The 18,034-nt window shown below is 60.5% G+C and carries 18 protein-coding genes; 8 read left to right on the plus strand and 10 right to left on the minus strand.

What is annotated here, in order from left to right:
* Positions 1-255: 255 nt before the first annotated feature.
* Positions 256-1,071, minus strand: a complete 816-nt coding sequence (gene ppk2, locus D8U60_RS05590) for a polyphosphate kinase 2 (RefSeq protein WP_073474893.1) — start codon at positions 1,069-1,071, stop codon at positions 256-258.
* A gap of 190 nt (positions 1,072-1,261) precedes the next feature.
* Between ppk2 and D8U60_RS05595 the strand changes: the two genes are divergently transcribed.
* From D8U60_RS05595 to msrA, 3 genes are all read left to right on the plus strand, one after another.
* Positions 1,262-3,388: a TonB-dependent receptor gene (locus D8U60_RS05595; protein ID WP_130899661.1), complete on the plus strand. Its 2,127-nt coding sequence runs from the start codon at positions 1,262-1,264 to the stop codon at positions 3,386-3,388.
* A 238-nt stretch (positions 3,389-3,626) separates the two neighbouring features.
* On the plus strand, positions 3,627-4,412 hold the full coding sequence (sseB, locus tag D8U60_RS05600) for an enhanced serine sensitivity protein SseB (protein WP_130899662.1): 786 nt from the start codon (positions 3,627-3,629) through the stop codon (positions 4,410-4,412).
* 126 nt (positions 4,413-4,538) lie between these two features.
* Positions 4,539-5,045 (plus strand): peptide-methionine (S)-S-oxide reductase MsrA, encoded by a 507-nt coding sequence (gene msrA / locus D8U60_RS05605; protein WP_130899663.1) that lies wholly within the window; start codon positions 4,539-4,541, stop codon positions 5,043-5,045.
* Between the two features lie 18 nt (positions 5,046-5,063).
* On the opposite strand, the gene D8U60_RS05610 is transcribed toward msrA, so the two are convergent.
* Positions 5,064-6,281 (minus strand): MFS transporter, encoded by a 1,218-nt coding sequence (locus D8U60_RS05610; RefSeq protein WP_130899664.1) that lies wholly within the window; start codon positions 6,279-6,281, stop codon positions 5,064-5,066.
* A 130-nt stretch (positions 6,282-6,411) separates the two neighbouring features.
* On the opposite strand from D8U60_RS05610, the gene D8U60_RS05615 reads away from it, so the two are divergent.
* Entirely contained in the window at positions 6,412-7,035 is a 624-nt protein-coding gene (locus D8U60_RS05615; RefSeq protein WP_076563248.1) for a TetR/AcrR family transcriptional regulator, read from the plus strand.
* A 5-nt stretch (positions 7,036-7,040) separates the two neighbouring features.
* On the opposite strand, the gene D8U60_RS05620 is transcribed toward D8U60_RS05615, so the two are convergent.
* Positions 7,041-8,267 (minus strand): MFS transporter, encoded by a 1,227-nt coding sequence (locus tag D8U60_RS05620; protein ID WP_130899665.1) that lies wholly within the window; start codon positions 8,265-8,267, stop codon positions 7,041-7,043.
* 62 nt (positions 8,268-8,329) lie between these two features.
* On the opposite strand from D8U60_RS05620, the gene D8U60_RS05625 reads away from it, so the two are divergent.
* The gene (locus tag D8U60_RS05625) at positions 8,330-9,322 is read left to right on the plus strand and encodes an AraC family transcriptional regulator (RefSeq protein ID WP_130899666.1); all 993 of its coding nucleotides are present in this window, start codon (positions 8,330-8,332) and stop codon (positions 9,320-9,322) included.
* A gap of 801 nt (positions 9,323-10,123) precedes the next feature.
* On the opposite strand, the gene D8U60_RS05635 is transcribed toward D8U60_RS05625, so the two are convergent.
* From D8U60_RS05635 to D8U60_RS05645, 3 genes are all read right to left on the minus strand, one after another.
* The gene (locus tag D8U60_RS05635; protein WP_241663511.1) at positions 10,124-10,756 is read right to left on the minus strand and encodes a carboxymuconolactone decarboxylase family protein; all 633 of its coding nucleotides are present in this window, start codon (positions 10,754-10,756) and stop codon (positions 10,124-10,126) included.
* Between the two features lie 141 nt (positions 10,757-10,897).
* Positions 10,898-11,236, minus strand: a complete 339-nt coding sequence (locus D8U60_RS05640) for a cyclophilin-like fold protein (protein ID WP_241663512.1) — start codon at positions 11,234-11,236, stop codon at positions 10,898-10,900.
* Between the two features lie 123 nt (positions 11,237-11,359).
* A complete protein-coding gene (locus D8U60_RS05645) occupies positions 11,360-12,388 on the minus strand; it encodes an alpha/beta hydrolase (RefSeq protein ID WP_130899668.1) in 1,029 nt (342 codons plus the stop codon).
* A gap of 134 nt (positions 12,389-12,522) precedes the next feature.
* Here D8U60_RS05645 and D8U60_RS05650 point away from each other — a divergent pair, with 134 nt between their 5' ends.
* A complete protein-coding gene (locus D8U60_RS05650; protein ID WP_130899669.1) occupies positions 12,523-13,431 on the plus strand; it encodes a LysR family transcriptional regulator in 909 nt (302 codons plus the stop codon).
* 201 nt (positions 13,432-13,632) lie between these two features.
* Here the strand turns inward: D8U60_RS05650 and D8U60_RS05660 are convergent, their stop codons facing one another.
* From D8U60_RS05660 to D8U60_RS05675, 4 genes are all read right to left on the minus strand, one after another.
* A complete protein-coding gene (locus D8U60_RS05660) occupies positions 13,633-13,875 on the minus strand; it encodes a hypothetical protein (protein ID WP_110645864.1) in 243 nt (80 codons plus the stop codon).
* The gene (locus D8U60_RS05665) at positions 13,875-14,405 is read right to left on the minus strand and encodes a hypothetical protein (RefSeq protein ID WP_130899670.1); all 531 of its coding nucleotides are present in this window, start codon (positions 14,403-14,405) and stop codon (positions 13,875-13,877) included. The genes D8U60_RS05660 and D8U60_RS05665 overlap by 1 nt, the downstream gene beginning before the upstream one ends.
* 49 nt (positions 14,406-14,454) lie before the next feature.
* Complete coding sequence (locus D8U60_RS05670; protein WP_016774410.1) at positions 14,455-14,679, minus strand: DUF2188 domain-containing protein; 225 nt, start codon at positions 14,677-14,679, stop codon at positions 14,455-14,457.
* Positions 14,680-14,761: 82 nt separating this feature from the next.
* A complete protein-coding gene (locus tag D8U60_RS05675) occupies positions 14,762-15,679 on the minus strand; it encodes a LysR substrate-binding domain-containing protein (protein ID WP_024012668.1) in 918 nt (305 codons plus the stop codon).
* Between the two features lie 194 nt (positions 15,680-15,873).
* Here D8U60_RS05675 and D8U60_RS05680 point away from each other — a divergent pair, with 194 nt between their 5' ends.
* Entirely contained in the window at positions 15,874-16,623 is a 750-nt protein-coding gene (locus D8U60_RS05680) for an SDR family NAD(P)-dependent oxidoreductase (RefSeq protein ID WP_024012667.1), read from the plus strand.
* A 100-nt stretch (positions 16,624-16,723) separates the two neighbouring features.
* Positions 16,724-18,022 (plus strand): MFS transporter, encoded by a 1,299-nt coding sequence (locus D8U60_RS05685; protein ID WP_051600433.1) that lies wholly within the window; start codon positions 16,724-16,726, stop codon positions 18,020-18,022.
* Positions 18,023-18,034 lie beyond the last annotated feature (12 nt).

An 18,034-nucleotide genomic window follows, 5' to 3' on the forward strand; every position in this document is an offset into this window, starting at 1 on the left:
CGAACACAGCGGAAGGAGGTGCAGCGAAGCAAACCGTAGCCGCTGCGCCCGGATCAGTCCCGTAGCGAAGGAACCCGAGCCTGCGAGGGCCGAACGTAGGAGCAAAGCGTTTTGGTTACTTTTGGGCGTCTGCAAAAGTGACCCGCTGTAAGAGCGGAACCGCCAGCCGCAACACCCAAAAAAACGGATATACACCCAAAACCCCAAGAGCCTGGTCGGCCCAAAGGCCGCCAAGCCCCAAAAAACCCGCAAATGTCAAAACCGCTCCGCCACCCGCTTGTACGGATAATCCGGCTCCCGATACTTGCCCGGCTTCTGCCGTTTCGGCAACTCGACCTTGTCGCGCTTGACCTCTTCATAGGGGATGCGACTGAGCAAATCAGTGATGATGTTCAGCCGTGCACGACGCTTGTCATTGGAGTCGGCAACCCTCCACGGCGCCCAATCGGTGTCGGTATGCTTGAACATCTCGTCCCGCGCCCGTGAGTAGTCATACCAGCGACTGTAGGATTTCAGATCCATTGGTGTCAGTTTCCAGGTCTTGCGCCCGTCATTGATTCGCGCTTCGAGCCGGCGGGTCTGTTCCTCCGGACTGACCTCAAGCCAGTACTTGAGCAGGATCACCCCCGAATCGACGATAGCGTTCTCCACCCAAGGGATCGACTTGAGAAACTTGTCAGCCTGTTCTTCCGTGCAAAAGCCCATGACCCGTTCGACGCCGGCGCGGTTGTACCAACTGCGGTCGAAAATCACTACCTCACCGCCTGCCGGCAGATGCGGCAGGTAGCGCTGCACATGCATCTGGCTCTTTTCGCGATCGGTTGGCGCCGGCAGTGCCATCACCCGGAAAACCCGTGGGCTGACGCGCTCCGTGATCGCCTTGATCACCCCGCCCTTGCCCGCACCGTCGCGCCCTTCGAAAACAATACACACCTTGACACCTTTGGCGATGACCCACTCCTGCAGCTTGACCAGCTCAACGTGGAGCTTGCGCAGCTGTTGCAGATAGTCCTTGTTTTTCAAGCGTGGACGTTCGATTGCCTTTGCAGGTTTCTTCTTGTCTTTCGCCATGAACCTGTCCTCGCGCTTCAACAGCCCGCTGAATTTGTTTATTGACCCGATGGCCCTGATCCGTGAGGTTAGTTCACGCCCGATTGTTTGCCATCGTCGGGCAAAAAAGCCCTGTCGCCATGTGTTTCCTGGGTTTGTTCCGACGTCGCACTGTTCATTGCCCGATCCCCTGTTTGCTGGAGTTTTTTCGATGCCGTCGTCCAAATCATTGCCCACTGCCCTGCTCGGTCTGGCCCTGGCCTGCCCGGTGATGGCCGAGACCCAAGGTCTGGAGCTGGGGCAAGTGCTGATTTCGGCAGATCAGCGCAGTGGCAGCGATGCAGTGGTCGAAGAAGCGCGGCAACGCCTTGAGCAGGTTCCCGGCGGCGCCAACGTGGTCGACATGCGCCAGCCGTTGCAGGGCCGTGTTGCCAGCAATCAGGATGTGCTGGCCTATCAGCCGGGGGTGTATGCCCAGTCGGCGGGCAACGAAGGCGTGAAGATTTCCATCCGCGGTTCAGGCATCAACCGCGCGCCCGGCGCCCACGCCTCGGGGCTGTACACGATGCTGGATGGCTTGCCTCTCACCGGCCCCGGCGGCACGCCGTATGAATTGCTTGAGCCGTTGTGGGTCGACCATGTCGAAGTGCTGCGCGGCGCCAACGGTTTCGATCGCGGCGCGCTGGCGCTGGGCGGCGCTATCGATTACGTCAGCCACACCGGTTACACCGCGCCGAAGCTGCAAGTGCGCTACGCCACCGGCAGCCATGGCTATCAGCAGCGCCAGGTCAGCTCCGGGCAAGTGCTGGGGGATTTCGATTACTACGTGTCGCTGACCGATGCCAACGCCGACGGCTATCAGGACCACACCGCCAGCGAGAGCAAAGGCCTGATCGCCAACTTCGGCTATCGCTTCAACCCGAATCTGGAAACCCGCTTCTATTTCCGCTATCGCGAGACCGACAACGACCTCGCCGGTCGCGTGACCAAGCATTCCATCGAACACAGCCCACGGGCAGCCAACCCGGCGTATGTGACCCGCGATGACAGCCGCAAGCAGCCCGGCAGTACCTTCATCGGCAACAAGACCACGTTCTACCTCGACGACGATTCGAGCATCCAGACCGGCCTCGTCTACCACGACTACCCGATGGATCTGCGCGAAGGCCCGAACCGGCTGAAGGTGGCTTACACCGACGTCAGCGGCACCTTCGACTACAAGCGCCGCGACACTTTGTTCGGCATGGAAAGCCGCAGCAATGTCGGCCTGCGCGTGACCAAGCACCTGCCCAACGATGGCGCCAGCGAGTTCGTGCGCATCCCGAGTGGCAACACCGCCAGCTATGCCCCGGGCACGCGGATGCGTAATTTCACCTATCAGGGTTCGGATACCGTGCTGCATTTCGGTAACGACCTGGAAATTGCCGACGACCTCTGGCTGACCACCGGCCTCGCCGCGATCTACACCCGCCGCGAAAGCGCCGTGACCTATCCGCAGGGCGGCGGCAAGACCAGTCTCAGCGACTGGGACTATGCACCGCGCATCGGCCTGCGCTATCAGATCACCTCCGACGTGCAAGTGTTCGGCAACCTCAGCCGCTCCGTCGAAGCACCGCACCCGTGGTCGCTGATCTACAGCTCCAACGTGCGCTTCCCTGCCGGCAACGGCGCCGCCACCGGCACCCAGCGCGACCCGGTCGAACTGCAAAACCAGACCGCTACCACTCTGGAACTCGGTGGCCGTGGCGACAGCAAACTGGGCGAATGGAGCCTGGCCTGGTACTACGCGCAAGTTCGTCACGAACTGCTCTCGGTACTGCCGGACGCCAACGCCGTCACGCCCTACGAACTCAATGCCAGCCCGACCGTGCACCAGGGCATCGAGGCCAGCCTCAACAGCAAACTCTGGACCGCCGCCGACGGCCGCCAGTTGAGCTTGCGCCAGGCCTACACCTTCAGCGACTTCCACTACCGCGACGACGAACGCTTCGGCGACAACCGCCTGCCGGGCCTGCCAATGCATTATTACCAGGGCGAACTGCGTTACGACTGGCCGCAGGGCTTCTTCGCCGCCGCGAACACACAACTGGTGTCCAAAGTTGCCGTGGACTACGCCAACAGCTACTACGCCGATCCCTACGCCCTGTTTGGCGCCACCCTGGGCTACAACGCGCCGAAGGGCGACTGGCAAGGCTGGGTCGACATGCGCAACCTGACCGGCAAGCGTTATGCGGCAACAGTCACGCCGGGGTATGACGACAAAGGTCTGGATGCTGCGCGGTCGACCCCGGGTGAAGGGATGGGGGTTTATGTTGGGGTTTCGTGGAGTTTGCTATAAGACCCAACGCGAGATTCAAATGTGGGAGCGAGCCTGCTCGCGAAAGCGGTTTATCAGCCGTGAGTTATTTCAACTGACACGACGCCTTCGCGAGCAAGCTCGCTCCCACAGTTGGCTTTGTGGTGTTGGTTAGAACGGCGCAAGATTCGAATCTTTGGACGAGTATCTTCGTGAAAGCACGTCTCCTCGAACCGGCCAGGTAATCATCGCGTCCCATAGAAAATAACGGATTAGTCTCATGGATACTTCCCAAGAAAACCCATTGGAAACATCACTCCGGCTGGCCGCGGACGAACCCGCGCATCGCCCTGAGTTCTATCGCACCCTGCTGGACTCGACCGTCTACATCCTCGGCACCGCTGGTGCGGCGCAGGGTCATGTCAATCTCGAAGCCGGCAGCAATATCAGCATCGCCCATTGGCAGAAGCCCGATGGCACGCCGGTCATTCCGTTCTTCTCCTCGCTGCCAACGCTGCAACAATCCATCGACAGCGAGCAGAGCTATGTGGAGATACCGGCACGATCATTGTTCGAAATCACTCTGGGCGCGCTGCTTTTTCTGAATCCGAAGTCGCCGTACGGCAAGGAATTCCTTCCGGAGGAAGTGCAACGCCTGCTCTCAGGCGAAATCGGCCGGCCCGCCACGCAGCGTACCGTTGAAAAAGAAACCAACGTCTTGCTCGGCCAGCCATCCGACTACCCATCGACGATGGTCCATTCGCTCTCGCAACTGCTTGGCAAACACGCCAATGTGAAACGCGCATTCCTGGCGCTGATGCACGACGCCTCGGTTGATGAAAAACCGCACCTGATCGTCGGCATCGAAGCGGATGGCGATATCGAGCAGGTCATGCGCGAGGCCGGCAATGTCGCTGGGGATACAGCCCCTGATGGCGGGCCGGTTGATTTTTGCCGCGTGCTGACGGGACAAGCCGGGCTGAGTGATTACTTCCTCAAGGAGACCAAGCCGTTCTACGAGCGCAAGTCACCGAGCAAGCTGCGTTCGTTCTTTGGCTTTGGTTGACAGTCGCCTGCAGGCCGCTTGATCAGCAGGCCAGTGGTCGATTCTGATGAGCGTGACCTTGGATTCTCTCAACCCGCCCTCATAACAGTGGGTATCCCCACATCGTCTCGAGAGGAAGCACACACCATGACCACTCAAACCGAAACTGCCATTCTCGCCGGCGGCTGCTTCTGGGGCATGCAGGATTTATTGCGCCGCTACCCGGGTGTGCTGAAAACCCGCGTCGGCTATACCGGCGGTGATGTGCCGAATGCGACCTATCGCAACCACGGCAACCACGCCGAAGCCATCGAGATTGAATTCGATCCGGCGGTAATCAGCTACCGGCAGATCCTCGAGTTCTTCTTCCAGATCCACGACCCGAGCACGCCTAACCGTCAGGGCAACGATCTTGGCCCGAGCTACCGGTCGGCGATCTACTACCTCAACGACGAGCAGCGCGCCGTCGCTGAGGACACCGCCGCCGATGTCGACGCATCGAAATTGTGGCCGGGCCCAGTGGTTACGGAAATCGAACCGGCGGGGCCGTTCTGGGAAGCGGAACCCGAGCATCAGGATTACCTGGAGCGGATTCCGAATGGCTACACTTGCCATTTCATCCGGCCTAACTGGAAACTGCCGAAGCGCGGTTGAAGAAACTGCTAGCGGGGTTCAATGCCCCGTCACCACCGAAGCTTCTACAGAGCGCGGGCCCGACTTGAAACCGTGGGCCCGGGCACCCCAGGCAATGGCGAAGGCGATAGCGACCAGTGCCAGCATGGCCCACGGAAATGAGGTAACGCCCCACTGATCGAGCAGCACGCCGCCGACGACACCGCTGCCAGCGATCGCGCTGTTCCACGCCACTACGTTCAACGACAAGGCGACATCCGCTCCGTCGCCCGCCGCATCAGCCAGCGCCGTTTGCAACAGCGTCGCCGCGCCGCCAAAGGTTAAACCCCATGCCGCCACGCCGAGATAAATCACCTCTGGGCTGCCTCCGCCAAATCCCAGCGCCACGCAGACGGCGGCAAAGGTCGCCAAACTCAGCAGAACCGTCGAACGCAGCAGCGGCTCGACCAGCTTCGCCGTCAGCCATATCCCGACCAGAGCGGCGATGCCGAAGCTCAACAACACCACATCCACCCGCTCGGCCATGCCCGCCGGCGCCACGAACGGAGCGATATAGGTGTAGAGAATGTTGTGCGCCAGCATCCAACTGATCACCACTGCTAGCACAGGACGCACGCCCGGGGTAGTCAGGACTTTGCTCAGCGATAGGCGTTGATGGGCCGGCTGCGGCGGGTAGTCGGGCACTTTCACCAGTACCCAGACGATCAGTACCAAGGTCAGCGCCGACATCAGACCGAATGTAGTGCGCCAACCGACCAGCCCACCGAGCCACGTACCCAGAGGCACGCCCAGCGACAGCGCAATCGGTGTGCCGACCATCGCCAGCGCCAACGCCTTGCCCTGCTGTTCGGGCTCAACCATGCGTCGCGCATAGCCGGCCAGCAGACTCCATGCCAGACCCGCCGCAACCCCGGCGAAGAACCGCGCGACCAGCGTCACGCCGTAATGCGACGACAGCGCGGTAATCGAATTGAACAGCAGGAAACCGACAATCGTCAGCAGCAGCACGTTGCGGCGCCGCCAGCCCCGGGTGGCGATGGTCATCGGGATCACCGCCAGTACGGAACCCAATGCGTACGCGGTAACCATTTGCCCGGCCATGGACGGCGAAATCGCCAGGCCTTCACTGATCAACGGCAACAGGCCCGCCGGCAGGGTTTCGGTGACGATGCAGATGAAGCCAGTCATGGCCAGCGCCAGCAAAGCGCCGATGGGCAGACCTTTTGGCGTAGCCGTTAACGTGATTGAAGGTGTCACTGGAAGCTCCTCGAAAAAAACGACTCAGATTTAAATACCGATCGATCTAGATCCTGAGGGTGCATGCGCAGCGTTGTCAACAATTTCTGTATCGACTAGTCTTTATATTAAATCAATGAGGAGTCAGGTCATGGCGAGAACCGGTCGCCCCCGTCAGTTTGATCGCGACGACGCCGTCGATCAGGCTTTGCAACTGTTCTGGCAACACGGCTACGACGCGACATCGCTGGCCCAATTGAAGGCAGGCCTGGGTGGCGGTATCTCTGCGCCGAGCTTCTACGCCGCGTTCGGTTCCAAGGAAGCGTTGTTCGATGAATGCGTGCAGCGTTATTTAACCACCTATGCGCAAGTCACCGAGTGCCTGTGGGACGACAGCCTGCCACCACGCCAGGCGATCGAGACCGCTTTGCGCCAGTCGGCACGCATGCAGTGCGACGACACACACCCCAAGGGCTGCATGGTTACCCTCGGCGTCATGAGCGCACCGAGCCCGGAAACCGCCCATGTGGCGCAAGCCCTGACCCACTCACGGCAGCGCACCCGTGCCGGCATCCAAGCCTGCGTCGAACGCGCTGTGAATGCCGACGAGCTGGCCAGCGGCACAAGTGCGGCGGCGATGGCGACGGTATTCGACAGTTTCCTGCAGGGCATATCCATCCTCGCCAGAGACAACACCGCGCTGGATAACATTGATGCTGCTATCACTCAGGTCATGCAAACCTGGGACATTGCCGCCACGCGTAAGGCGGATTGATCAAATCACAAATGCACCGGTGCCACCGGCGCCGAACCCGGCTCCGGCACATCGACATTGACCTTCAGTGCAATCAGCAGCGCGGCCAGCAACATCAGAATTCCAGCCGCTACAAACACACCATCGATACCGCTGAAACTGAACACCGAACCGCCGGCTGCGGCGCCTGCGGCAATCGCCGACTGCACCGATGCGACGACCATGCCGCCTGCGCTTTCGGCCTGATCGGGTATCGAGCGCGCCACCCAGTTCGACCATGCGACCGGCACGCCACCGAAGGCCATCCCCCACAGCGCCAAGAGCAACGCCTGCCCGGTGAGCGAGGCCGGTAACCCGACCAACGCCAGAGCGGCAACCCCCACCAACACCGGCATCAGCACCAGTGTTGCGCGTGGATTGCGCTGCAACAGCCAGCCGGCGGACAGCGTGCCGGCAAAGTTCGCCACGCCGAAACCAAGGAGCATCAGTGCCAGCGTCTGCGGGCCGACGCCGGTGGTGCTTTCCAGAAATGGCCTGATGTAGGTGAACAACGCAAAGTGACCGGTGTGCACCAATACACAGCCAAACATGCCAATGGCAATGCCCGGTCGCAGCAACACCTCAAGCACCGTACGCAGGCGTGACGGACGATGCGGCGCCAGACTGGGTAACGTGAACATCTGAAAGACCAGCGTCACCACGCCCACCGCTGCTGCTGCGAAAAACGCACTGCGCCAGCCAAACTGGCCGCCGAGATAGCTGCCCAACGGCACCGCCACCACGGTACCCACGGCGATTCCGCTGAAGATGATCGACAACGCGCGGGGCAGCAGCGCCGCGGGCACCAGGCGCATCGCCACGGCCGCCGCCATGCTCCAGAATCCACCCAGAGCTATGCCCAAAAGGATGCGCATGATCAGCAACACTGCGAGGCTGGACGACAGCGCCACCAGCAGATTCGAAGCAATCATCAGTGCCGAAAAGCCGAGTAATACCAGGCGCCGATCAATGCTGCGCGTCAACCCCGGCACCAGCAATCCGGCAAACAGCGCCACCACTGCGGTCACCGTCACCGCTTGCCCGGCCAGCGCTTCGCTGACGCCGAGATCGAGCGCCATCGGTGTCAGCAGGCTGGCCGGCAGATATTCCGCCGTGAGCAGGCCAAACACCCCCATCGCCAGTGAAAACACCGCCATCCACGCAGGCACCAGCGGCTCCCCTTCAGTTCGCCCATCACCTACACGTTCATTCATTTCAAGACTCCCTCGGACATTTCGAGAGGGCAGTCTATTGGCGGCAAACCGGATGATCTATGATGCGCAGTCTTGAACTTTTGATCGAAACCCCGAACATGAGCAGCACCGATCCCTTTTCACTGTCATCAGACCTGATCACTGAATTGCTGCGCAGCATGCGTTTGCGTGGCGTGCAATATCGTCGGATCCACGCTGGTCCGCCGTATGGTCTGGGTTTCAGCGACAAGCCCGGCCATGCGTATTTCCATTTCGTTGCCGCCGGATCGACAGTGTTGCGACTGGAGGACGGCAGCTTGTACGAATTGTCGGCAGGCAATGCGGTATTCATTGCCCATGGTGCTGCGCACCAGTTGCTGTCTCATGCAGGCGCCGAGGTGCAGGACATTGACAGCGCCGTCGCCGCACCGCTCGGCGACACGGTCTGCGCGGTGCAGGTCGGACACAGCGCCGATTCGCCCGATAGCGCCCTGCTCTTCAGTGGCTGTATGGAGTTCGAACTCGGCAGCCTGCAAGGCCTCGGTCGGCTGATGCCGGGTCTTATGCTGATCGACGCTGGCGGCCAGCGTTATCCGGGACTTATGCCAATCCTTGCGACCATGGAACGCGAAGTCAGCGCAGCGCGCATTGGCTTTGCCGGCATTCTCGCGCGCCTTGCCGACGTAGTGGCGGCAATGATTGTTCGCGGCTGGGTCGAATGCGCTTGCGGCAATGCCTCCGGTCTCGTCGCCGCCCTGCGCGACCCTCGCCTGGCGCAGGCCTTGCTGGCCCTGCACCAACAACCGGGGCGCGACTGGAGCGTCGCCGAACTGGCAACGCTGTGCAACACCTCACGTTCGGTCTTCGCCGAACGCTTCCAGACCACCCTCGGCACCCCGCCGCTGCGCTACGCCACCGAACTGCGCATGCGCCTGGCCAGTCAGTGGCTGACGCTGGAAAGACTGCCAATCGAAGAAGTGGCGCAGCGCTTGGGCTACACCTCCCAAGCGGCGTTCAGTCGTGCGTTCAAGCGGATAACGGGAAGCTCGCCGGGAGCGAGTCGGCGCCAGCGCTGAAGACGAGAATCGGCCTAACAGAGCCGCTCTCATTATGTGCCCCCCGGATTCTGCCCAACCCCGCGCTCGCCCGCTCCCGGATAACCGAGCCTACGAGACACAGCGCTTTTGCCTACAAATCTTACGGAAGTCGCTGTCTTGCCCGCTTACCCTCCGCAATTTATCGTTTCCCCGTCGCCACCTGAGAGTTGAAAGCGCTGGGCGCATTCAACTTTATGCAAACAGGTCAGACGAAAAAGGTGTTGTTGACGTATCCGTCACTCCTACCTAATCTGCTCCCATCCCGCCCAAGGCAGTACGCCGTTCTAATCATCCAGAACGTGCCAAACCCTTGGGCGTTTTTTTAGGTAAAAAACATGCCCACTGCGGTGTTAGTCGATGGCGCCTTTTTCATCAAACGCTTTCGACGAATCGAACCTCAAAACGCCTTCAACGCTGAACGCGCGGCCGATCTGGTCCATCGATGGGCAACCGCCCACCTCCTCAATAAAACCTTGACCCGTCCAACGGGCGCCATTCGAGAGCTACGACAACGAGCCAGGAAAGAGCTTTACCGTATCTTCTTTTATGACTGCCCCCCACTGGACACCAAACAGCACAACCCAATAAGCAAAAAAGCTGTGGATTTTTCCAGGTCCAGGGAGGCGGCATTTCGCAAAGAGCTGCACTCCAGACTGCGAAGTAAACGTAAGCTGGCGTTACGACTTGGACATCTGTCGAAGGATGTCAGATGGACCATCAAACCCGCAAAAATCGCTGAGCTGTTGAAAGGCAAAATCCAGATGACTGACCTTATGGACTTCAGCCCCCCAATTTCCCCAGCCCCGCGCCCACCCGCTCAGCAGCCTGCAAATCCCCACGCGCCTCCAACTCCTGCGCCGCTTGCCGCAACTGCTCAATCGTCAATCCCACATTCAGACTGATCTTCAAATGCGACTCCAGCTGTGATTCCACCCCAGCCATCGCTGCCAGCGCACCAACAGTTGCCAGTTCCCGATCCGTCCATGCCAGGTTGTCGCGGGCGAAGATGTCGCCGAACAAGTGCACTTTCAGAAACTGATCGATCGCCGGGGCGAATTCGAACAGTGGGCCGGACACTGGCGCGCCGACCAGGCGAGTCTGATTGTCGGTGCCGAGTTCGGTGAGCGCATACCCCGACGGAACCGGACCCGGCTCGCGTCCCGGCACGTCTTCGATGCCCCGCGCGGCGCGTTCCTGCAAAACCTTCATCAGCAATGACAAGGCGTTGAGGCTGCGCGGGAACCCGGCGTAGGCGTACAGCTGCACCAGAATTTCCTTGGTTTCGCTGATGCTCAGCCCGGCATCGAGACCACGATTGAGTGCGTCGCGCAGACGCGGCATGTCGCCGATTGCAGCGTTGGCGGCAATCGGGGCGATCGCCAGTTGTTCAGGCGTCAGAGGCTGTTCTTTCATGATCGGTTTCTCCGGTGATCGGGAAGGATTGGCGCAGAGGGGATTCACGCAGGCTGCACTGGCGAGGACCGCGCAGCCGAGGGCGACGATGCGCAGAAGACGCCCTTGATTTAACGATTTCTGGTTCATCAATGACTCTCCTCACTCATGCAGAGTGAACGTCACCCGCACATCGCCACGCCCCAAGACTTCGGCCAAGTCCTGCGGCCGGTCGATGCGACCAAGACGCGAATAGCGGTAGGACGAATCGAAGGTTTTGTAGAAGACCACCAACGTATCGTCGCCATACAAAAGGAAATCGCCGTTGTGGATCGTGCCCGGCCGGTAGGGCTGGGTGGGCAATGGCGGCTGCACGGTGGCGTATTTTTCATTGCCGTGCAGGTCGGTCATGTCCAGGCTCAGCGGCAATCGCGTGAGCAATTGCCGCGTACTCGGGTTGTCCTCCAGAGCAATGGCAAAACGCTGTTCTCCGACGGTCATCCACATCCTGCTGGCCTCCATAGCGGTCGGTGCAGACAGAGCAACGGGCAGCCATGCCATCAGTACGAATCCCTTCCAGCCGTTGGCAAAAAACCGCATCGCTTTGCTCCGTCGCGTTGAAAGTTACTTCAGGTTGCTCTTGAAGAACTGCGTCAGCTTGGCAAAAGGAATCAGCTCGACCCGGTCGTACAGATCGACATGGCCGGCATTCGGCACGATCACCAGTTCTTTCGGCTGACCCGCCAACCGGAAAGCCTCTTCGCTGAACTCACGGGAGTGCGCGTCGGCACCGGCAATAAACAACATCGGGCGCGGCGAGATGCTCTCGATATCGACGAACGGATAGAAGTTCATGAACTTGGTGTTGCTGCTCAGCGTCGGCCGCGTGGTCTGTTGTGGCGTCGAGCTGGCCGGGGTGAATTCGCCGCGCGGGGTGCGGTAGAAATCGAAGAATTCACGCTGGATCGGATGGGTGTCGGCCTTCAGTTCCAGCACGGTGCCGCCGGTGTATTCGACCTTGCCGCCAGTAAACTCGGCGTAACGCTGCTCGGCCGCCTGCGCAATGATCTGCTTGCGCTGCGCAAGGCTTTGCGAGTGCTTGAGGCCATCACGGTTGGCCGCGCCCATGTCGTACATGCTGACGGTGGCGATGGCTTTCATGCGTGGGTCGATTTTCGCCGCGCTGATCACGAAGCTGCCGCTGCCGCAGATGCCCAACACGCCGATGCGCTCGCGGTCGATAAATGGCCGTGTGCCGAGGTAATCGACGGCCGCGCTGAAGTCTTCGGCATACATGTCCGGCAACACCGCGTTGCGCGGCGCGCCCTCGCTTTCGCCCCAGAACGACAGATCCAGCGACAAGGTGACAAAACCCTGCTCCGCCAGTTTCTGTGCGTACAGATTGGCGCTCTGCTCCTTTACCGCGCCCATCGGATGGCCAACGATAATCGCCGCGCTGCGGGCTGCCGGGTCGAGTCCTTTGGGCACAAACAGGTTGCCGACCACGGTGAGTTGATATTGGTTTTTGAAGCTGACCTTCTGCACGGTCACCTTGTCGCTTCTGAAGAAATTGTCGGCACCGTGGGACATGTCAGCTCCGAATGCAGTGAATGAACTCAGGAGAAACCCGAGCAGTATGAACAGTCGTTTCATGGGGGCGTCCTTGATCGAGAAGCCAGGCGTGGCCGGGATGAAGGTATTGTTGCGCAGGCTCGAGACTTTGATTAGCTAATGAGTGCTTAATGCGGTTATAAACTCTGCTAATCAATAAACCCGAGCGCGCGCCCATGGCCAAACCCAATTTCAACGACCTGCTCGCCTTCGTCACCGTCGCCCGCAGCGGTAGCTTCACCCGCGCGGCGGTGCAACTGGGCGTGACGCAATCGGCGGTGAGCCAGGTAGTCTCGGCGCTGGAAGCGCGTCTGAAAATTCGCCTGCTGACCCGCACCACACGCAGCGTGTCACTGACGGCGGCCGGCGAACGTTTGCTGCACACCGTGGGTCATCGTTTCGATGAAATCGAAGCCGAGCTGGACGCCCTGACCGAGTTGCGCGACAAGCCTGCCGGTACGGTGCGCATCACCTGCGGTGACAACATCATCAAGACCACTCTGCTGCCCAAGCTGACGCCACTTTTGCTGCAATACCCGGACATCAAGCTCGAGTTCGATATCAACTACGGTTTCCGTGACATCGTTGCCGACCGCTTCGATGCCGGCGTGCGTTTCAGCGATACCGTCGCCCAGGACATGATCGCCGTACCGATCGGCCCGCCGCTGCGCATGGCCGTCGTCGCCTCGCCCGACTACTTTGCCCGGCACCCCGCCCCGCAACATCCGCGCGACCTGGCGGCGCACCGCTGCATCGACATTCGATTTCCGACCTACGACGGTGTCGATGCCTGGGAATTCGAGCGGCAGGGCAAAAAGCTGAAAGTGCGGGTCGACGGTCAACTGGTGTTCAACTCCACCGTGCACATCGCCGACGCCGCTGTGAACGGGCTGGGGATTGCCTACCTGCCTGAAGACGAGTTCGGTGCGCATCTGGCTGAAGGGCGTTTGGTCAGAGTGCTGGAAGACTGGTGCGAACCGTTCGGTGGCTTCCACCTCTACTACCCCAGCCGCCGCCAACCGTCGCCGGCGTTTTCTCTGGTGGTGGATGCGTTGCGCGTGGTGAGAGATCCAGCCCCGTTGTAGGAGCGAGCCTGCTCGCGATAACGTCGGCACATCCAACAGGGTAAGTGCCTGACCCAGCGCTTTCGCGAGCAGGCTCACTCCCACAGGTTTTTGCGTCAGACCCCGGAAATCATAGATTCACAAATCCATTGTGGGAGCGAGCCTGCTCGCGAAGGCGCCAGACCAGGCACATCATCTCTGCATGCCACCCCCGCGACACCCTCATAACTTCGACACGTCACCGGTAGCCTCAGCTATCGTCGCCAAAGTTTCCTCCATGCTGGCGATGTCTTCATGCAGCTTTTGAAACACCAGATCCAACGACTCGGGGGCGTCCACGGTCTGATGGCCACGCAGCGACTCGACGCTGGCGCTCTCCACGTGCTGGAGAATGTCGACACTCTCTCGCAGTGCCAACAGCTGATCGAAGATCGCGGCAATCTGCGCCTGGCTGCGGGTGCTCATCATTTCCACCCAAGCCTGGCAATGATTTCACGGCGATACGGCGTGTCGATCTGCCCCGGCACCTGTTCGATATAGTCGCGCGCTTGTTCGTGCGCCGCGCCGCTCAACCCGGCCAGATAAGAAACTGCGTCGTCGACATTCGGCACCAAACCTTCGATGTTCTTGAATCTGCCGGGCAGCGCCGTCCAGATCACCGCATCGAGTTGCCGAGGAATTGCCCATTCAGCAAGCACGCCCATCGGCGAGGTACCGACGGTGAAGCTGCCGATGCCATCCTCCCTGCCCTCCGGCACGCCTTCTCGAATACGCAGGCGTTCGCGGGCCTGATCGAGATCGGTCACGTCCAGGACCGACCACAGCACTTTGCACGGCGGCGCGTTCGCGCTTATGGCTGTAGTCAACTCGCCAGTGTCACTGACGCGAACGAAGTCGATCGGTACCTGCGGCCCGTCGGCAAACCACTCGCTGGCCAGCGGCAAGCCGTCCGGCTTCCAGATCAGCGAGCCCCATCCCAGACATGCAATGACCATAAATCAGACCCTTCTGAAGAAACGATGAACACAGAAAAGAACAGCCTGCTCAGCCTTTGGTTTTTCGCGGGTCGGCTGCGCGCGGAAAGGTGCGTTCTTCCTGAATCGTCCCGTCTTCTTTATGGATTTTCAGCGAGGCGGTTTTGTCCTGCAGATAGTCACTGGCGATCTGGGTGATCTCGGCTTTGGTCGCAGCCGTTTTCGACGCACGCTGCGCGCCCTCTTTGACCAGTTCCCAGCGCTGCTGGTTTTTGTTGATGTGGTAGTTATCCATTCCTTCACCTCTGACGTGAATATGTGACCGGTAATGGATTGACCCTGGCCGGTTCAGAGAGTTTGAAAGAATTGAGCCCGACTCAATACGCGAACTCGTGCCCCAACTCGCTCTCCATCCACGCCAGAAAACGCCTGACCCGTGGGAAGCTGGAATGCGCTTTGGGGAATACCAAATGGTGCGCAGCCACCGCAGCACTCAGAGATTCAGGCGCGACTTCAACCAGCGTGCCCGCGGCCAGATACTTCTGCGCCAGCAATGTGCTTTCCAGTGCGAAACCCAAGCCATGACTCGCCGCTTCCAGCGACATGTAGGAACGATCGAAGCTCAATGCATAAGGCCGTTCCGGACGCGCCAAGCCATGTTGGGCAAACCATTGCGGCCATTTGAGCAGAGTGGCTTCCGACAGAATCAGATCGCACTCCAACAGATCCGCCGCGCCGCGTACCGGGCGTTGTGCGAGCAGTTTCGGTGAGGTCAGCACCGCGAACGTCTCGTTCCTGACCGTGCGCACCTCATAACTGGGCCAGTTCGGCAGGCCGTGACGGATATCGACGTCGATCTTGTCGCGACTGAAGTGCAGCGATTCATAGGAGCACGACAGATTGATCTGTATGTCCGGGTGACTGGCGCGAAACGCTTCCAGGCGCGGCATCAGCCAGAGCAGGCCGAAGCTTGGCGACGAGTGCAAGCGCAGGCAATCGAGGCTGACATCGCTGGCCGCACGCTCGGTGGCGACGGCGAGACTGTGCAAAATCCCGGAAACTTCCTTGAGGTATTGCTCGCCGACCGGAGTCAGCGAGACGCCCCGAGCAGCGCGAACGAATAATTGCCGGCCGATCATCCCTTCCAGTTTCGCCAGTTGATGGCTGACTGCCGAGGGTGTCAGGTCCAGCACTTCTGCTGCCCTGGCGACGTTGCCGAAGCGCGCGGTTTGTTCGAAGGCCTGAATTGCTTTCAGCGGTGGCAGGATGATCGATGCCTCAGTGTCAGAGCGCATGGGGACTCCGTGGTGATTTCTTGTGATGTACGGACCGGTTTCATTCAAGCATTTGCGAAACGGCCTGACGAGTGCTGAATTTTTTTCAGCATTGAGTGACTTCCGCGTTATTGCTCACGCTCGCCCCGGAGGACAAGCTAAGTCATCGGTTACTTACACACCGACCCAATAAAAACAATTCGAGGGAATCCTCCATGCTTCTTCAAGGCAAAGTCGCAATCATTACCGGTGCCGCATCTGCCCGTGGCATTGGCCGCGCTACCGCCAGCACATTTGCGCAACACGGCGCTCGCGTGGTCATCCTCGATCTGGATGCCTCCGCAGCACGTGACGCCGCCGCAGCACTGGGCGAAGGTCATCTGGGCCTGGCGGCCAACGTGGCCGACGAAGCGCAGGTTCAGCAAGCCGTCGCCGCCATCATCGAGCACTTCGGGCGCATCGATATTCTCGTCAACAACGCCGGCATCACCCAGCCACTGAAGACTCTGGATATTCGCCCTTCGGACTACGACAAGGTGCTGGACGTCAGCCTGCGCGGCACTTTGCTCATGTCCCAGGCGGTGATTCCGCTGATGCGCCAACAGTCTTCCGGCAGCATCGTCTGCATGTCGTCGGTGTCGGCCCAGCGCGGCGGCGGCATCTTCGGTGGCCCGCATTACAGCGCGGCCAAGGCCGGTGTGCTGGGGCTGGGCAAGGCCATGGCGCGGGAATTGGGGCCGGACAATATCCGCGTCAATTCCATCGCTCCCGGCCTGATTCACACCGACATCACCGGCGGCCTGATGCAGGATGAACGCCGCCACGCCATCATCGAAGGCATTCCGCTGGGGCGCCTGGGTCAAGCGCAGGACGTTGCCAACGCCGCGCTGTTTCTGGCCAGCGACCTGTCCGCTTATCTGACCGGCATCACCCTCGATGTGAACGGCGGCATGCTGATTCACTGAGTAACTCTGGGCGGGCCTGCGTGGCCCGTGCGGTTCTGGATCGATGACGCAGCCGGGCCTGATGGCCTGGCGGTCAATAAAAACAAGAGATCAGACCATCATGACTACCCTGTCGCTCGAAGCGGTTTCGACCGTGCGTTCTTCTGCCTATCGCAAAACGGCCTGGCGGCTGATGCCGTTCCTGATGCTGTGCTACCTGTGCGCCTATCTGGACCGGGTCAACGTCGGTTTCGCCAAGCTGCAAATGATGAACGATCTGGCCCTCAGCGAAACGGTCTACGGACTGGGCGCCGGGGTGTTTTTCATCGGCTATTTCCTTTGCGAAGTGCCCAGCAACATCATCCTGCACAAGGTCGGCGCGCGAGTGTGGATTGCGCGGATCATGATCACCTGGGGCATCGTCTCGGCGCTGTTCGCCTTCGTTGAAACCGCGTGGCAGTTCTATGCCCTGCGCTTTCTCCTGGGGATCGCCGAAGCCGGTCTGGCGCCGGGCCTGCTGCTCTACCTCACCTACTGGTTTCCGTCCTATCGGCGAGCGCGCATGACCGTGTTGTGGTTTATCGCCATTCCGCTGTCAGGCATGGTCGGAGGCCCGCTGTCGGGCTGGATCATGAACCACTTTGCCGGTGTGCACGGCTGGGCCGGCTGGCAATGGATGTTCGTTCTCGAGGCGGTGCCCACCGTGGTCGTCGGCCTGCTGGTGCTGAGTTATCTGAAGGACGGCGTGCATCAGGCGACCTGGCTCAATGACGAGGAAAAAGCCTTGATCACTCGCGAGCTGGCCGAAGACGACCAGCAAAAGGTCACCCACGCCTCGGTCGGCGAGTTCATTCGCGACCGGCGCTTGTGGCTGCTGGCGGCGATCTACTTCTGTGTGGTCATGGGCCAATATGCGATCACCTTCTGGCTGCCGACACTGGTGCGCAATGCAGGGGTTTCCGACCCGCTGCACATCGGTTTCCTGACCAGCCTGCCCTATCTGTGCGCCATCGCCGCCATGCTCCTGGTCGGCCGCAGTGGCGACAAACATCGCGAGCGCCGCTGGCACCTGATCGTGCCGATGATCGCCGGTGCGATCGGCTTGAGCCTGGCAGCGCTGATGGGCGGCAATCCGACCTTGTCGATCCTCAGCCTGTGCCTGGCCGCCTCCGGCATTCTCTCCGCCACCTCGTTGTTCTGGATGCTGCCCACCACGCTGCTTGGCGGGGTGTCTGCGGCCGCTGGCATCGCCGCGGTCAACAGCTTCGCCAACCTCGCCGGCTTCTGCTCGCCTTATCTGATCGGCTGGATCACCACCCTGACCGGTTCCAGTGCCATCGGCATGTACCTGATTACCGGCGTGCTGTTCCTCGGCGCGAGCCTGGTCCTGCGTATTCCCGCCGCTTTGGTCAATCGTTGAGTCAACGGAGTT

It is taken from the genome of Pseudomonas sp. Sample_11, from assembly GCF_004307505.1.
Taxonomy (GTDB): domain Bacteria; phylum Pseudomonadota; class Gammaproteobacteria; order Pseudomonadales; family Pseudomonadaceae; genus Aquipseudomonas; species Aquipseudomonas atacamensis.